The sequence below is a fragment of the Streptomyces sp. NPDC046862 genome, assembly GCF_040704615.1.
Lineage (GTDB): Bacteria > Actinomycetota > Actinomycetes > Streptomycetales > Streptomycetaceae > Streptomyces.
Genome location: NZ_JBEYXP010000042.1, coordinates 46,938 through 61,211 on the forward strand (window position 1 = coordinate 46,938; position 14,274 = coordinate 61,211).

The 14,274-nt window shown below is 72.4% G+C and carries 12 protein-coding genes; 7 read left to right on the top strand and 5 right to left on the bottom strand.

All coding sequences use genetic code 11. From position 1 onward, the window contains the following. Positions 1-399: 399 nt before the first annotated feature. On the top strand, positions 400-891 hold the full coding sequence (locus AB0959_RS36385) for a MarR family transcriptional regulator (RefSeq protein WP_366831029.1): 492 nt from the start codon (positions 400-402) through the stop codon (positions 889-891). Positions 892-924: 33 nt separating this feature from the next. Here the strand turns inward: AB0959_RS36385 and AB0959_RS36390 are convergent, their stop codons facing one another. Continuing rightward, on the bottom strand, positions 925-1,710 hold the full coding sequence (locus AB0959_RS36390; RefSeq protein ID WP_366831030.1) for a protein phosphatase 2C domain-containing protein: 786 nt from the start codon (positions 1,708-1,710) through the stop codon (positions 925-927). A gap of 356 nt (positions 1,711-2,066) precedes the next feature. Between AB0959_RS36390 and AB0959_RS36395 the strand changes: the two genes are divergently transcribed. The 5 genes from AB0959_RS36395 to AB0959_RS36415 all read left to right on the top strand — a co-directional run bounded on the left by AB0959_RS36395 (position 2,067) and on the right by AB0959_RS36415 (position 7,919). Further along, entirely contained in the window at positions 2,067-5,018 is a 2,952-nt protein-coding gene (locus AB0959_RS36395) for a nitrate- and nitrite sensing domain-containing protein (RefSeq protein WP_366831031.1), read from the top strand. Then, positions 5,015-5,518, top strand: coding sequence for a roadblock/LC7 domain-containing protein (locus AB0959_RS36400; protein ID WP_366831032.1), 504 nt, complete (start codon positions 5,015-5,017; stop codon positions 5,516-5,518). The genes AB0959_RS36395 and AB0959_RS36400 overlap by 4 nt, the downstream gene beginning before the upstream one ends. Then, positions 5,515-5,919: a DUF742 domain-containing protein gene (locus tag AB0959_RS36405; protein ID WP_366831033.1), complete on the top strand. Its 405-nt coding sequence runs from the start codon at positions 5,515-5,517 to the stop codon at positions 5,917-5,919. The genes AB0959_RS36400 and AB0959_RS36405 overlap by 4 nt, the downstream gene beginning before the upstream one ends. Before the next feature lie 115 nt (positions 5,920-6,034). Further along, on the top strand, positions 6,035-6,610 hold the full coding sequence (locus AB0959_RS36410) for an ATP/GTP-binding protein (RefSeq protein WP_366831088.1): 576 nt from the start codon (positions 6,035-6,037) through the stop codon (positions 6,608-6,610). A gap of 28 nt (positions 6,611-6,638) precedes the next feature. Continuing rightward, complete coding sequence (locus AB0959_RS36415) at positions 6,639-7,919, top strand: styrene monooxygenase/indole monooxygenase family protein (protein ID WP_366831034.1); 1,281 nt, start codon at positions 6,639-6,641, stop codon at positions 7,917-7,919. On the opposite strand, the gene AB0959_RS36420 is transcribed toward AB0959_RS36415, so the two are convergent. The 3 genes from AB0959_RS36420 to AB0959_RS36430 form a co-directional block, all read right to left on the bottom strand. Next, complete coding sequence (locus tag AB0959_RS36420) at positions 7,865-9,052, bottom strand: NlpC/P60 family protein (protein WP_366831035.1); 1,188 nt, start codon at positions 9,050-9,052, stop codon at positions 7,865-7,867. The two genes, AB0959_RS36415 and AB0959_RS36420, sit on opposite strands and share 55 nt — an antisense overlap. 103 nt (positions 9,053-9,155) lie before the next feature. Then, entirely contained in the window at positions 9,156-9,467 is a 312-nt protein-coding gene (locus tag AB0959_RS36425; protein ID WP_366831036.1) for a hypothetical protein, read from the bottom strand. Positions 9,468-9,477: 10 nt separating this feature from the next. Further along, positions 9,478-10,203 (bottom strand): TetR/AcrR family transcriptional regulator, encoded by a 726-nt coding sequence (locus tag AB0959_RS36430; protein WP_366831037.1) that lies wholly within the window; start codon positions 10,201-10,203, stop codon positions 9,478-9,480. A 212-nt stretch (positions 10,204-10,415) separates the two neighbouring features. On the opposite strand from AB0959_RS36430, the gene AB0959_RS36435 reads away from it, so the two are divergent. Further along, positions 10,416-13,259, top strand: a complete 2,844-nt coding sequence (locus AB0959_RS36435) for a BTAD domain-containing putative transcriptional regulator (RefSeq protein ID WP_366831038.1) — start codon at positions 10,416-10,418, stop codon at positions 13,257-13,259. Here AB0959_RS36435 and AB0959_RS36440 read toward each other — a convergent pair. After that, the gene (locus AB0959_RS36440) at positions 13,248-14,177 is read right to left on the bottom strand and encodes a diiron oxygenase (RefSeq protein WP_366831039.1); all 930 of its coding nucleotides are present in this window, start codon (positions 14,175-14,177) and stop codon (positions 13,248-13,250) included. The two genes, AB0959_RS36435 and AB0959_RS36440, sit on opposite strands and share 12 nt — an antisense overlap. Between the last annotated feature and the right edge of the window lie 97 nt (positions 14,178-14,274).

Consider the following 14,274-nt stretch of genomic DNA (forward strand, 5'->3'; position numbering starts at 1 on the left):
GTGGGGGTGTCTGGGGTGGGTTTGTTGGGTGCGGGTGGGTGGGGGCTGGTCGCGCAGTTCCCCGCGCCCCTAAAAGCCGCAGCCCTGCCCGGACAATTCAGCGCAGCCCGCGCCCATTCCAGCCCCTTGGGGGCACCTCCCAGCGGTAGCTGGGGGAGTTTGAGGAGCGGGGTCCGGGGCGGAGCCCCGGGGAGGGGACGGGTAGGGGCGGCGGGGGCGGAAGAAGCCCCCGGGAAGGAAGCCGCCCCCGGAGAACCCCCCGTGGGATGCAAGGTCGGAGGCCACCATTGATCCGCCGCTGCGAAATACTTACGCGGCTGCGGCAATGGCGGCCTTTGGCTGAAAGCTTCAAAACCTTCAGAACCTTCAGCCACGCGGAACGGGATCAGGAGCGCTGACGTGCACGAGGGCGGTAACGGTGAGGGGCATCGGACGGGATCCGGCGCGCCCCAGGCAGGCATGGACCACGCCTTCCTGGAGCTGGAGCGGGAGCTGACGGTGTTCCTGCGGCGGGCCCGCGCCAAGTCCGGCGAGATGGCCCGCGCGGTCCACCCCGACCTGGAGTCCGCGGCGTACGGGCTGCTGGCCCGCCTGGACGAGACGGGCGGGCTGCGGGCCACGGACCTCGCCGCCTACATCGGCGTCGGCAAGGCCACGATGTCCCGCCAGCTCCGCGCCCTGGAGCACCTCGGTCTCGTCGCCCGTGAACCCGACCCCGCGGACGGCCGCGCCTGGCTCGTCCACCTCACGGACGAGGGCCGGTCCCGGTTCCGCCGGGTGCGCGACGCGCGGCGCGAGCGGTACGTACGCCAGATGACGGGCTGGGACCGCCAGGAGGTCGCCGAACTCGCCCGCCTCCTCCACCAGCTGAACGAGACCAGCGAGGGCTGACGCCGGGCCCGCCCCAAGGACTGGATGGCCGGGTCACAACTCCGCGTACACCACCGTCGCGTCGTCGTGCCGCTTGCTGCGCCCCAGGTGGGTCCTGTCGGTGTCGGCCGTCTCCAGAGCCCGTACCCGCTCCACCAGTGCCCCCGCCCCCTCCTTCCGTACGACGGTGAGGAGGTCGGTCCAGTCGCCCTCGTGGAACTTCTCCACCCAACGGGTGGCGCCGTCCGTCAGGGCGGCCAGGGCGTGGACCGAGGAGCGGGGGAGCGTCCCGGTCACGGCGCGGGAGGCGACCGACGGGTCGGCCGCGGCGGTGAAGAAGCCGCCCTCCTGGTTGCGCAGGGTCGCGTCGGTGAGCGCGGCCGAGGTGAGAGTGGCTCGCGGGACGCGGGACAGACGGTCGTCGAGGATCGTCGTCACCGTGCCGTCCGGGGCCGCGACCAGGAGCGCCGAGTCCGACAGCACCAGGTACTCGACGGTCTCCGCGGACCAGCGGGCGAGGACCACTGTGGCCTGTGGGGTGCGCGGGTGAGAAAGGTCACAGGTTTGGGCATGGGACGCGGCGGTACGAGAGATGGCCTGTGCGAGAGCTTCGGGCAGCGTCAAATCCCGTTCTGAAAGGGACAGTTCGGTCAGGGCGCCACCGAGGCGGGAGGAGAACCAGGCGACCGAATGTCGACAGCCGTATTCACCCCGCGGCGGCGTCACGCCGTCGAGGACGACCAGCGCGCCGCCCTGTCCCGAAGCGGGAAGCGCGACCGCGGCGAAGTCCTCGTTGGCGCGGTCCGGGTCACCGGGCTCCGATACGAGTTCCGTACGCATTCGGCCAGTCTGCATGAGCCCTTCACAACGGCCACGAGAGGTCGGCATTGGTCGCGGGAGGGGTGCGGCCTGCCGGGTCAGGCGTCGGGTTTGGCGTGGAATGATCGGGTCCGGTGAAGCGCGGTGGCGAATATTGCCAAAGGCCGCCGCCCACGTCCAATGGGCCCGCCGCGCGGGCGCGCCACGCGCGCCAGAGAAACTTGCCCGCCAACTCCGGTCCGGGGTTCACTCCTTCGGGTGGTGGGTCTGATGATGCGAGATCACCGTCCACCGGCACTGGGAGGGTCGGGAGCCGTACCGGGAAGACGCACAGGTTGACGGAACGTCACCCGGGCCCATGGGTAAACGAGTCAGGAATGCGAGCACCGGTGCAGAAAATGCGGCCTCGGCGCACAGGCAAGCAGACGGCCCCCAAGGCCGCCCCGAACCCGGGCGGGCAGGCGGGCGACCAGCCCACCGTCGGCACCGGACGCCCCGCGCACGTCCGCAACCGGCTCATCGGCGCCGTCGCCGTCGTCGCGGCCGCCATCGCCGGCGCCGGGGCCCCCTCGGTCCTCGCCGCCTCCAGCCAGCTGAACGACACACAGAACCTGGTGACGCTCGCCGAGCAGACCCAGCAGGCGCTCACCCTCGCCCACGCGCTGGCCGACGAGCGCGACGAGGTCGCCGCGTACGTCGCCGCCGGGCGCCCCAAGTCCAAGGCCCCCAGCGAGGAGCGCAGCGCCCGCGTCGACCGGCAGGTGGACGAACTCAAGGCCGACGCGCCCGCGGGACTCGGCCGGGAACTGAACGAGATCGCCACCGTCCGGCGAACGGCGCTCACGGGCAAGAGCAGTGCTCTCGAAGCGTACGAGGCCTACTCCGCCACCATCACCGAGCTGCACGCCATCGCCGAGGACCTGGCCGAGAAACTCCCGCCCCGCGCCGGCGACGGCTCCCACGCGCTCGCCGAGCTCGACACCGCCGTCCAGCAGTCCGCCGCCGCCCGCGGACTGCTCCTCGCCGCGCTGAGCGTGCCGAAGAGCACGCAGACCGTCACCGACCCCGTGACCGGTCTGCCGACCACGGAGACCAGCACCTCGGCCGCCGACCGGAAGCAGCGCGACGAGCTCACCGCCGCCGCCCAGCAGGCCCGCGTCCGCTCCGCCGCGGCCCTCGACGACTTCCGCGAGACGGCTCCGGCGAAGGCCCGCTCCTCCTACGACTCCACGGTCACCGGCCCCGAGGTCACCTCCGCCGACACCTACCTCGACAAGCTGACCGACCAGCCGACGCTCTCCGACTCCGAGCTGAACACCGGCACCACGAAGCTGGACGCCGCGCTGTCCGCCCGCGTGGAGCTGATGCGCGGCGTCGAGGCCTCCCTCAACGACCGGCGCACCAAGGACCTCGCCCAGCTCCGAGACGACGACGTCACCGCGCTGGAGATCCGTATCGCCGTCCTCGGCGCCCTCCTCCTCGTCGCCATCGGCATCGCCACCGCCATGGCCCGCACGCTCACCCAGCCGCTGGCCGCACTGCGCATCGGCTCGGCACGCGTCGCCGCCGATCCGGCGACCGAGGAACCGGTCAGGTACACCGGACGCAACGACGAGTTCGCCCAGGTCGTGCGCTCCGTCAACGCGCTCCACACGCACGCCCTCGCCCTCCACGAGCGGCTCACGCCCCTGGAGGGCGACCGCAAGCACCTCATCGGCCAGCGCCAGACCATGGCCGACGAACGCGACCGGCTGCGCGCCGAACTCGCCGACGCCACCGCCCACCTGGAGCGGATCCGGCACAGCATCCACGGCACCTTCGTCAACCTCTCCCTGCGCACCCTCGGCCTCGTCGAGCGCCAGCTCGCCGTCATCGAGGGCATGGAGGAGCGCGAGCAGGACCCCGAGCGGCTCGCCACTCTCTTCAAGCTCGACCACTTCGCCACCGTCATGCGCCGCCACAGCGAGAACCTCCTCGTCCTCGCCGGCGCCGAGCACGGCCAGCAGCACGCGAGCCCGGTCCCGCTCGTCGACGTCGTCCGGGCCGCCGTCAGCGAGATCGAGCGCTACGACCGCGTCCGTATCGCCGCCCTGCCGCCGCACACGCACATCGCCGGGTTCGCCGCCGACGACCTCAGCCACCTGGTCGCGGAACTCCTGGAGAACGCGACCTCGGCCACGCCGCCCGAGCAGCCGATCGAGATCTCCGGCTGGCTGCTGGAGAACGGCGAGGTCATGCTCTCCGTGCAGGACGACGGCCTCGGCATCCCCGCCGACCGGCTGGAGCGGCTCAACGCCCGCCTCAAGCACTTCGACCCCGAGCAGCCGTACGACCAGGAGGGCGGCGAGGGACTCGGGCTCGGCCTGTACGTCGTGGCCCGCCTCGCCCACCGGCACGGCGTCCGCGTCCGGCTGCGCGAGCAGCAGCAGGGCGGTATCGCGGCCGTCGTGGTCGTCCCGAAGCCCCTGCTGGCCACCACGCCCGCCAGCGCGGTCCCCGCGTCCGGACCGGTGTCGACCGACGCGGCCACGTCCCTGCCGGGAGCCGACGCCGAGGCCAACTCCAACGTCCTGCGCGGCCGCTCGACCGGCGCCGTCCGCGAGTCGGACGGCGACAGCGGTGACGGCGACCCGCTGATCGAAGCGGCCGAGCGGGCGCTGAGGGAGCGCGAGGCGCACGGCGAGCAGGCGCACCGCGAGCAGGCGCACACCGAGTACGACGGCGCCGTACGACCGGACGATCCCGTCGAGGCCGAGGCTGAACCGGTGCAGGAACCGGTGCCCGACACGATCCCCGGGACCGTACCCGCCGAGTCGGTCTCCGAGACCACGATGGAGCTGTTCGCCCCGATCCTGCCCGACGACCGGCATCCGGACCCGAATCCGGATCTGGACCCGGACCCGGGCCCGAACCTGGACTCCGCGCCCGCCGCCGACCCGTACACCATCGGGCCCGACCTGCACGAGCGCGCCGCCGACGAGGGGGGAGCGGCGCACCCGGACCAGGATCCGGACGCCGAGGGGACCGGGCAGAGCGAGGCTCCGAGGCTCACCGACAAGGGCCTCCCCAAGCGCACGCCCAGGATCACCGCACCCACGGCGGCCCCCAGGCCGCGTGTCGGGGGCGTGAACGCCGAGGAGCTGCGCCGCCGGCTCGGCGGCTTCCACCAGGGAGCCAGGGAGGGCCACCGCGACGTCGCGGCGGAGATCGCCGAGCGGAGCGGGGACACGCGGCAGACACGGACGCCCGCGGCGCGACGGCACGACGAGCACCACGAGCACGACTCAGTGGACACATCGGGGGGCACATCCGAGGAGGCAAGCAGTTGACCGCGCCCAGTACCTTCGGACTGAGCAACGAAGCCCGCAACCTGCACTGGCTGCTGACCAACCTCGTCGAGGAGGTGCCGGGCCTGCTGTCGGTCGCGGTGGTCTCCTCCGACGGCCTGCTCCTGCTCTCCTCCGACCCCGGGAGGAACGCCCAGGCACGGCAGGCGGGCACGGGAAAACCCACCGGCCCCAGGGGATCCGCCGCCGACCTGGCCACCATCGTCTCCGGCATCGGCAGCCTCACCATCGGCGCCGCCAAGCTGATGGACTTCGGCGGGGTAAGGCAGACGATGGTCGCGATGGACGAGGGCAGCCTCTTCGTCATGTCGATCAGCGACGGCTCACTGCTCGGCGTGCACGGCTCCCCGGACTGCGACATGAGCGTGGTCGCGTACCACATGGCGCTCTTCGTGGGCCGCGCCGGACACGTCCTGACCCCCGAACTCCGCAGTGAGCTACGCAAGTCACTGGAGACGGAGACTGCCGGGAGCAGGCGATGAGCGGCTCGCGGAGGAAGCTCCCGGTCCGCGGCGGGGACCGCAAACCCGCCCGGGTCCGCCCGTACTCCCTCACCGGCGGGCGCACCCGCTTCGGTCACGTCCTGCTCGTGGAGACGTTCGTCGCCGCCATCGAAGCCCCCGATGAGCGGCGGGAACTGACGAATGGTTCACTCAACACCAAGGTGATGCCCGAACTGCGGGCCATCGTCGAACTCTGCCGCCGCATGCGGACGGTGGCGGAGATCGCCGCGCTGCTGAGAATGCCGCTCGGCGTGGTCCGCGTCCTCCTCAGCGATCTCGCGGACCAGGGAAAGATCCGTGTGTACGGAACGGAGCAGGGACCGGTACAGCCGGACCGCGCTCTGCTGGAAAGGGTGCTGAGTGGACTCCGTCGCCTCTGACGTCTCCTCCCCGGGCGTCACCCGAGATCCCGCCGCCCGGGATCTCACGCAAGATCCTGTCTCCCCCCGCGTCGTCCCCCAGAGACTCGCCCCGGCCGCCGAGTCCGACGAAGAGCTGAAACCCTGGCAGAAGGACGTCACCCGCGCCCCGATCGCGACGAAGATCGTGGTGGCGGGCGGCTTCGGCGTCGGCAAGACCACGCTCGTCGGCGCCGTCTCGGAGATCAGGCCCCTCCAGACGGAGGCGCTGATGACCGAGGCCAGCGAGGACACCGACGACCTGACGGCCACCCCGGGCAAGATGACCACCACGGTGGCCATGGACTACGGCCGCATCACGCTCGACGACGACCTGGTGCTCTACCTGTTCGGCACACCGGGCCAGCAGCGGTTCTGGTTCATGTGGGACGACCTGGTGCGCGGCGCGATCGGCGCGGTGGTCCTCGCCGACACCCGCCGCCTGTCGGACTGCTTCGCGGCCCTCGACTACTTCGAGAGCTACGGACTGCCGTACGTCGTCGCGGTCAACCACTTCGAGGGCAGCGAGCGGTTCGACCCCGACGACGTGCGTGAGGCCCTCACCGTCCCCGACCACGTACCCGTCATGGTCATGGACGCCCGGAAGCGGAGGTCCGTGACCGAGACCCTGCTGGCGCTGTGCGCCCACGCGATAACCGCCCTGCCCGAGTAAGCAGCACGACCAGGAGACAAGCCCCCGTATGCGGAAGATACTCGTCGTCGGAGCCGGCCAGTCCGGACTCCAGCTCGCCCTCGGACTCCAGTCGCACGGGTACGAGGTCACCCTGATGTCCAACCGGACGGCGGACGAGATCCGCACCGGCCGGGTCATGTCGACGCAGTGCATGTTCCACACGGCACTGCAGCACGAACGCGATCTGGGGCTGAACTTCTGGGAGTCCCAGGCCCCGAGGATCGAGGGGCTCGGCGTCTCGGTCGCGGCGCCCGGCTCGCACGACCCGGGCCCGACGCAGCGCGCGATCGACTGGGTGGGCCGGCTCGACGGGTACGCCCAGTCCGTGGACCAGCGGGTGAAGATGGCCGGCTGGATGGACACCTTCGCCCAGCGCGGCGGCCAGCTCGTCATCCACGGTGCCGCCGTCTCCGACCTCGACTACTTCTCCCGCCTCTACGACCTCGTCCTCGTCTCGGCCGGCAAGGGCGAGCTGGTGTCGATGTTCGGCCGCGACGCCTCCCGCTCGCCCTTCACCGAGCCGCAGCGCGCCCTCGCCGTCGCGTACGTGCACGGTCTGGGCCCGCGCCCGGAGCACCCGGACTACGACGCGGTCCGCTGCAACCTCGTCCCCGGCGTCGGCGAACTCTTCGTCATGCCCACCCTCACGACCTCCGGCCGCGCCGACATCCTGTTCTGGGAGGGCATACCCGGCGGCCCGCTCGACGTCTTCAACGGTGTCAAGGACCCGGGCGAGCACCTCTCCCTGACCCTGGATCTCATGGAGAAGTTCGTGCCCTGGGAGCACGCGCGGGCCGGCAAGGTCGAACTGACCGACGCGGGCGGCGTGCTGAGCGGCCGCTACGCCCCCACCGTGCGCAACCCCGTCGCCCACCTCCCCGGCGGTGGTCTGGCCCTCGGCGTCGCCGACGTCGTCGTGGCGAACGACCCGATCACCGGCCAGGGCTCGAACTCGGCGTCGAAGTGCGCCGCCGCCTACCTGGGCGCGATCCTGGAGCACGGCGAGAAGGAGTTCGACGAGGCCTGGATGCGGTCGGCCTTCGACCGCTACTGGGCCACCGCCCAGCACGTCACCAAGTGGACGAACGCCATGCTCGGCCCGCCCCCGGAGCACGTCCTCAACCTGATCGGCGCGGCCGGCTCGCTGCCCCCGGTGGCGAACCGTTTCGCCAACGGCTTCAACGACCCGGCCGACTTCGATGACTTCTTCTACGACCCCGCCAAGACCGAGGCCTATCTGGCTTCCGTCACCGGAGCCTCCGTCTCCGGCGCCACCCCCGACGCGTAACCCGTGTCGGTTCCGTCCAGCGCACCCTTGGGGAGCTTAGGCGGCGTGTAGCGCGCCAGGGGCTCGCCGAGGGGGTCGGGCCGCACGGCCCCCAGAACCGGGTTCGCGGCGATGGGCGACACCTTGACCCGCGCCCCGGGCCGGGGCGCCTGCACGACCATGCCGTTGCCCAGGTAGAGGGCGACGTGCGTGGCCTCCGGGAAGTACACGACGAGGTCCCCGGGCCGCAGCCGCTCCATGGGCACCCGCTCCAGCTTCGCCCACTGCTCCTGACTGGTCCGGGGGATCGGCACCCCGGCGTGTGCCCAGGCCTGCGAGGTGAGCCCCGAGCAGTCGTACGCCTTCGGCCCCTCGGCCCCCCACTGGTACGGCTTGCCGATCTGCTCGACCGCGAACCGCAGCGCCCGCGCACCCTCCTCGGTCGGCGGCCGTACGCTGCTCAGCGCCCCGGACGCCACGAACTCCCGCTGGGCCCCGGCCTCCTTCTTCCGCTCCAACGAGGTGAGGGCGCCGAGCTGTGCGTCCGTGAGGGAGGCGAGCAGTTCCTCGACCGCCTTCAGGCGCTCGCGGACGTCGTCCCGCTTCTTCTTCCGCCGCTCGGCCAGGGAGAGCCGCACGTCGAGGGCCCTGCGCGCCTTCCGGGCCAGGAGGTCGGCCCGCTCCTCGTTCCGCACCAGCCGCTCAACCGTCCGAGCCCGGTCAAGCGCCACCTGCCGGATCACATGGCCCTGCTCCAGGGCCCGCTGCGGATCCCGGGCCAGCAACAGCCGTACGTACGGGGAGATGTCGGTACGGCTCTGGTACTGCTGCCGCGCCAGCCGGCCGACGTTGCCCCGGCTGTCCTGCAGGGAGAGCCGGGCCCGGGCCAGCCGCCATTCGATCCGCTCCACCAGGGCCCGCTGCCGCTTCAGCTTCTCCTCGGTGGCGTTGTAGGTCTCGGTGGCCTTCTCGGCCTCGCGGTAGAGGCGCTGGAGATCCGTGAGAAGTGTGGCGACGGAGCGGTGGCCGGTGGAGCGGTTGTCGGTGACGGGTGGTTCCACCGGGTCGGGCGCGGCGACCGACGGGGCGGGCCCGAGGGCCACGCCGGCCGCGACCGCCGCCGTACAGACCAGGCGCAGCAGCCTTCCTGACACGTCATCACCTCCCGAGCGGGGGTGGACCGTCCACCCGCGCACCGGCAGGTTGAGGTGCGTGCGGTGGGGCCGCATGCCGAGAGGTCGCATCGGCCCAACCAGGTCACTCGTCCGTGGCCTCGCCCCGCGCGCCCGGCGCGGCGCCTGGCTTCTGGCGGGGCCTGGACCACGGCCACCGGGGGCCGTCGTCGCCTCCCTCGGGGTCGAACTCGTACTGCCACTTGTGGCCGAGGGCGAGCCGTCCGGCGTTCGGTCTGGGTACGCGGCGGTAGACCAGCACGGTCGGGGGCCCGCCGGCGGCGTCCGGGACCGGGACCCGGTACGTCTTCGGCGGATGTCCGGTGATGCCCAGCAGCACGGGCAGGACACGCCCGTCCAGGGGGCCGCCCACGAAGGGAGTGGCTTCGCTCTTCACGGCACCAGTGTCACCACAGATGCCCGGCGTCCCCGACAAGGGGCAGCACCCGCCGTGCCAGCCCGCCGACGGCCCCCTCGGCACGCTCCGTCGCGAGCGCGGCACGCACCACGCCGGCCGTCTGCGGATCGCGTCCCGCGGTGGTCAACAGACACGCCACGAACTGCTCCACCAGCCAGTCCCGCAGCTCGTCCGGCGACGGGTCCTTGCCCTCGTCCAGCCAGATCAGCGACGCGGCCTCGACGGAGCAGATCCACATCCGTACGGTCATGCGGAGCCGGGGGCCGGGGTCCGTCACCCGCAGGTGGTCCAGGACGTGTTCGGCGGCGGTGCGCCGTACGCGGTCCACGATGGCGGTGGTCCGGGAGGTCTCCACGACGCTGCCGCCCTGCAGCAGCGCGCTGAACCCGGCGTCGTGCTCGTCGACGAAGGCGAGGTAACGGTCGAGGGCGTGGGACAGCCGCTGGGTGAGGGGGCCCTCGGCGGGCTCGTCGAAGCACCGCTCCAGCTCCTCGGCCGCCGAGCGGAGGGCGGCCTCGTACAACTGCTGCTTGCCGCCGGGGAAGTAGCGGTAGACCAGCGGCCGTGACACGCCGGCCGTCTCCGCCACCTCGTCGAGGGAGACCTCCTCGGGGGCCCGGTGGGCGAACAGTTCGAGGGCCGCCGCCAGCAGCTGGCTGCGCCGCTGTTCGACGCTGAGCCGTCGGTAGGCGGGGGTGGGGGCCTGGGGGGTCATGACCGGCAGCGTAACGGTGTGGCGGTCGCGGTCTCGTGGGTGCGGGGGGCGCGGGCCCGGCCCGTCCGACGGATCGGTGGGCCGGGTCGCGTGTGTCCCACCGTGTCGTCGCCGTCACGGGGAAACCCTCGGAAAGTCTTGAATCGGGCTTGGAGTGGCAGGTCGGCACCAGAAACATCCCTAGGGGTGGTGTGAGCACTCCGGGGGGTCACGTGACGGTTGTGTTAGGGGCGTTGGGCGCGATCCAGGTGTGGAGGGACGGGGCTCCGGTCGACGTGGGGCACGCGCGGCAGCGGTTGGTGCTGGCGGCCCTGGCCGTGGACGCCGGCCGGGTGGTGCCCGCGGACGTGCTGACGGACCGGGTCTGGGGCGAGCGGGTGCCGCGCCGTGGCCGGGAGGCGCTGTACGGGTATGTGTCCCGATTACGGCAGGCGCTGGCCGGGACCGGGGTGGGCCCGGTCCGGGAGCAGGGCGGGTACCGGCTGGCGGTGGCGCCGGAGGCGGTGGACGTGTTCCGGTTCCGTGAGACGGTGCGCCGGGCCCGCGCGGAGGACGGTGGCGAGCGTGCCCTGGTGCTGTGGGAGGAGGCACTCGCACTGTGGCGGGGCGAGGCGTTCACCGGGGCGGACACCCCGTGGTTCAACGCCCAGCGGGACCTGCTCGACGGCGAACGGCTGGCCGCCCGCCTGGACCTGACCGAGGTGCGGCTGGCGCTGGGGCAGCACACCCGGGTGGTGGCCGAGTGCGCCGCGCGGGCGGAGGCCCTTCCGCTGGACGAGCGGGTGGCCGGGCAGCTGATGCTGGCGCTGTACCGGTGCGGACGGCAGGCCGAGGCGCTCGACCACTACGACCGCCTCCGGCGCCGGCTGGCCGAGGAGCTGGGCACCGATCCCGGCCCGGCGCCGCGGCGGCTCCATCGGCAGATCCTCACCTCCGACCCCGCCCTCGACCCCGCCCTCGACCCCGCCCACGGCACCGCTCCCGCGGAGGCCGCCGTGGCGCCGGCCGCGCGCGGCTCCTCCAGGCCGGTCCCGCGGCAGTTACCGCCTCCTCCCGCGGCCTTCGTCGGACGGGACGACGAACTCGCCTCCCTGGACAGCCTGTTGAAGAGAGCAGTCGAAGCGGACAGAGTGCTCGTGATCTCCGCCATCGGTGGTGTGGGAGGCATCGGCAAGACCTGGCTGGCCCTGCACTGGGCCCACGAGCACCTCGACCGGTTCCCCGACGGCCAGCTGTACGCGAACCTGCACGGCTTCGACCCGATCACCGCCCCGCTGTCCGCCTCGGCGGTCGTACGCGGCTTCCTCGACGCCCTCGGCACCGACCCCCAGGAGATACCGGCCGATCAGGAGGCCCAACTGGGGCTGTACCGGTCCCTGGTCGCCGACCGGCGCATGCTCGTCGTGCTGGACAACGCCCGCGACGCCGACCAGGTCCGCCCCCTGCTGCCCGGCAGCGCCACCTGCATGGTCGTCGTCACCAGCCGCAGCCACCTCGGCGCCCTGACCGCCACCCACGGCTCCCGCTGCCTGGCTCTCGGCACACTCGCGGACGACGAGGCCCGCCAGGTCCTCACACGCGCCCTGGGCCACGACCGGACCATCGCCGAACCGGACGCGGTGGACGCCCTGCTCCGACACTGCGCGGGACTGCCCCTGGCCCTGGGCATCGTCGTCGCCCGAGCCGCCGCACGACCCGACTTCCCCCTCTCCGTGCTGGCCGAGGAGATCGACGACGCCACCCACCGGCTCGACGCCCTGACCGCCGGAGACCTCACCACGGATCTGCGTGCGGTCTTCGAGACGTCCTACCGGGCCCTGGACGACCGGACCGCACAGGTCTTCGCCCTGCTGGGCCTGGCACCGGGGCCGGACATCGGTCTGCCCGTCGCGGCAGGCCTCACCGGGCTCCCGGTCCCTCGCGCGCGCGTGCTGCTGCGAGCGCTGGAGGAGGCCCATCTCCTCCAGCAGCACACCCCCGGCCGCTACCGCATGCACGACCTGGTCCGCCTCTACGCCACCGAACGAGGCCGCACCCTGCCCCGCGACCTCAGCGACATGGCACTGCGCCGGCTGGTCGACTTCCACCTCCACACCGCCGCCACCGCCGACCGGCTCCTGTTCCCGCACCGTCAGCCGATCCGGCTGGACCCGCCGGCCCCCGGCGCCGGCCCGCTGCCGATGGAGAAAGCGGCGGCACTGGCGTGGTTCGACGCGGAGCACCCGTCCCTGCTCGCCGTCCAGGAGCTCGCCCTGGAGCAGGGCCGGGACCGCCAGGCATGGCAACTGGCCTGGACACTCGACGGCTTCCAGCGGCACCGGGGCCACGTCCGGGACGGGCTCACGTCCTGGCGGAACGGGCTCACCGCCGCCGACCGGCTGGGTGACCCCGAGGCCCGGGCCACCGCCCACTGGCTCCTGGGCCGGACCCGCGCCGAGCTGGGCGAGAACACCCTGGGCCTGGACCATCTGCGGTCGGCTCTCGCCCTGTTCGAGCAGGCCGACGACACCGCGGGCCAGGCCCACGCCCACCGCAGCATCGCCCGGGTCCGGGCCCGGCAGGGCGACCACCGGCAGGCTCTGGACCATGCCGAGCGCGCCCTCGGCCGCTACCGGACACTCGACAACCCGGTGTGGGAGGCCAACGCGGTCAACGCCGTGGGCTGGTACCACGCGATCCTCGGCCAGCACGAACCGGCCCGCCGGCACTGCACGCGGGCCCTCGCCATGTTCCGCGAGATCGGTTACCCCGCGGGCGAGGCCTCCGCTCTCGACAGCCTGGGCTATGTCGCCCGGAACACCGGTCGGTACACCGAGGCGCTGGACCACTACCGGCAGGCGCTCCGCCTGTGCCGCGAGACGGGCAACACCGCACAGGTCGCGGACTCCCTGCTCAGCCTCGGAGTGATCCACCAGGCCCTGGGCCGGTCCACCGACGCCCGCGAGAACTGGCAACAGGCCCTCGACCTGTTCCGCTCCCAGCAGCGCACCGAGAAGGCCCGGGACACCGAGGAACGGCTCGACGCGCTCGGTCCGAACGCCCCCTCACGCCAGTAGCCCCGACGACCTCCACAACCGCCGGCCCACCCCCCGCAGCACCCCGATGTCGTCCAGGAAGTCCGTCAGCCGCTTCGCCCCCGTCCGCATGACCTCACGGCGGTGGGGGCTGGACCTGACCTGGGCCAGGGCCTCGCGTTGGTCGAGGCCCACGTTCGTGTAGACCTCGGGGTTCACGAAGGCCACCGAGAAGACGCGGGCGAACTCGCCCGACGTGACGCGGGTGAACTCCTGCGACCAACGTGGGGCCGTGAGCATCTGGCGGCGGAGTTCCTCGCGGGCGTACCGGACGTGGCGGGCCTCCTCCACCACGTGGATGCGGGTCACGCCACGGATCAGGGGCTGGACCCGTTCGTCGGGGAACGTCAGGCGCTGCATCCAGTCCAGCACCTCCTCGCCCAGCAGGGTGGCCGTGAAGGAGCCCGGTGTGGTCGAGATCGTCTTGAAGAGGCGGCCCAGGTGCTGGTGGGCACGGCTCACCGGATACCAGGGCGTGCCGCCCTGGGCGATCAGGCGGGCGAACATCTTCGAGTGCCGGCACTCGTCCTCGATCTCGGTCAGCGCGTAGCGGACGTGCGCGCTCGTCGCCGCCTTGTCGTAGATGTGCCGCACCAGCAGCTGCATCAGGATGATCTCGAACCAGATCCCGAGCGAGGCGAGCGCCGCCGCCTCGTGCCGTGACAGCAGGATCCGCTGCTCCTCGCCCATCCGCCGCCACATCGGCGTGCCGTACAGCGACACCAGCTCCGGCGGCCAGAACCACTTGCCGTCCTCGTAGGGCGCGTCCCAGTCCAGTTCCGTGTCCGGGTCGAAGGAGTGCCTGGCGGAGGAGGCGAGGAGCCGCTCGGCCACCTGTTCCCGGTCCTTGATCAGGCCGAGCGCGTCACGCAGCACCTCGGCCTCGGTCACCGTCGTCATCGTCGCCGCCTCGCCTCACACCAGTGTTACCGCCGGTCACGGGTTATGAGACCGCTTGTCAGCAAGCCCGTCAATCCCCTGGGCGGCTCTTGTTGAC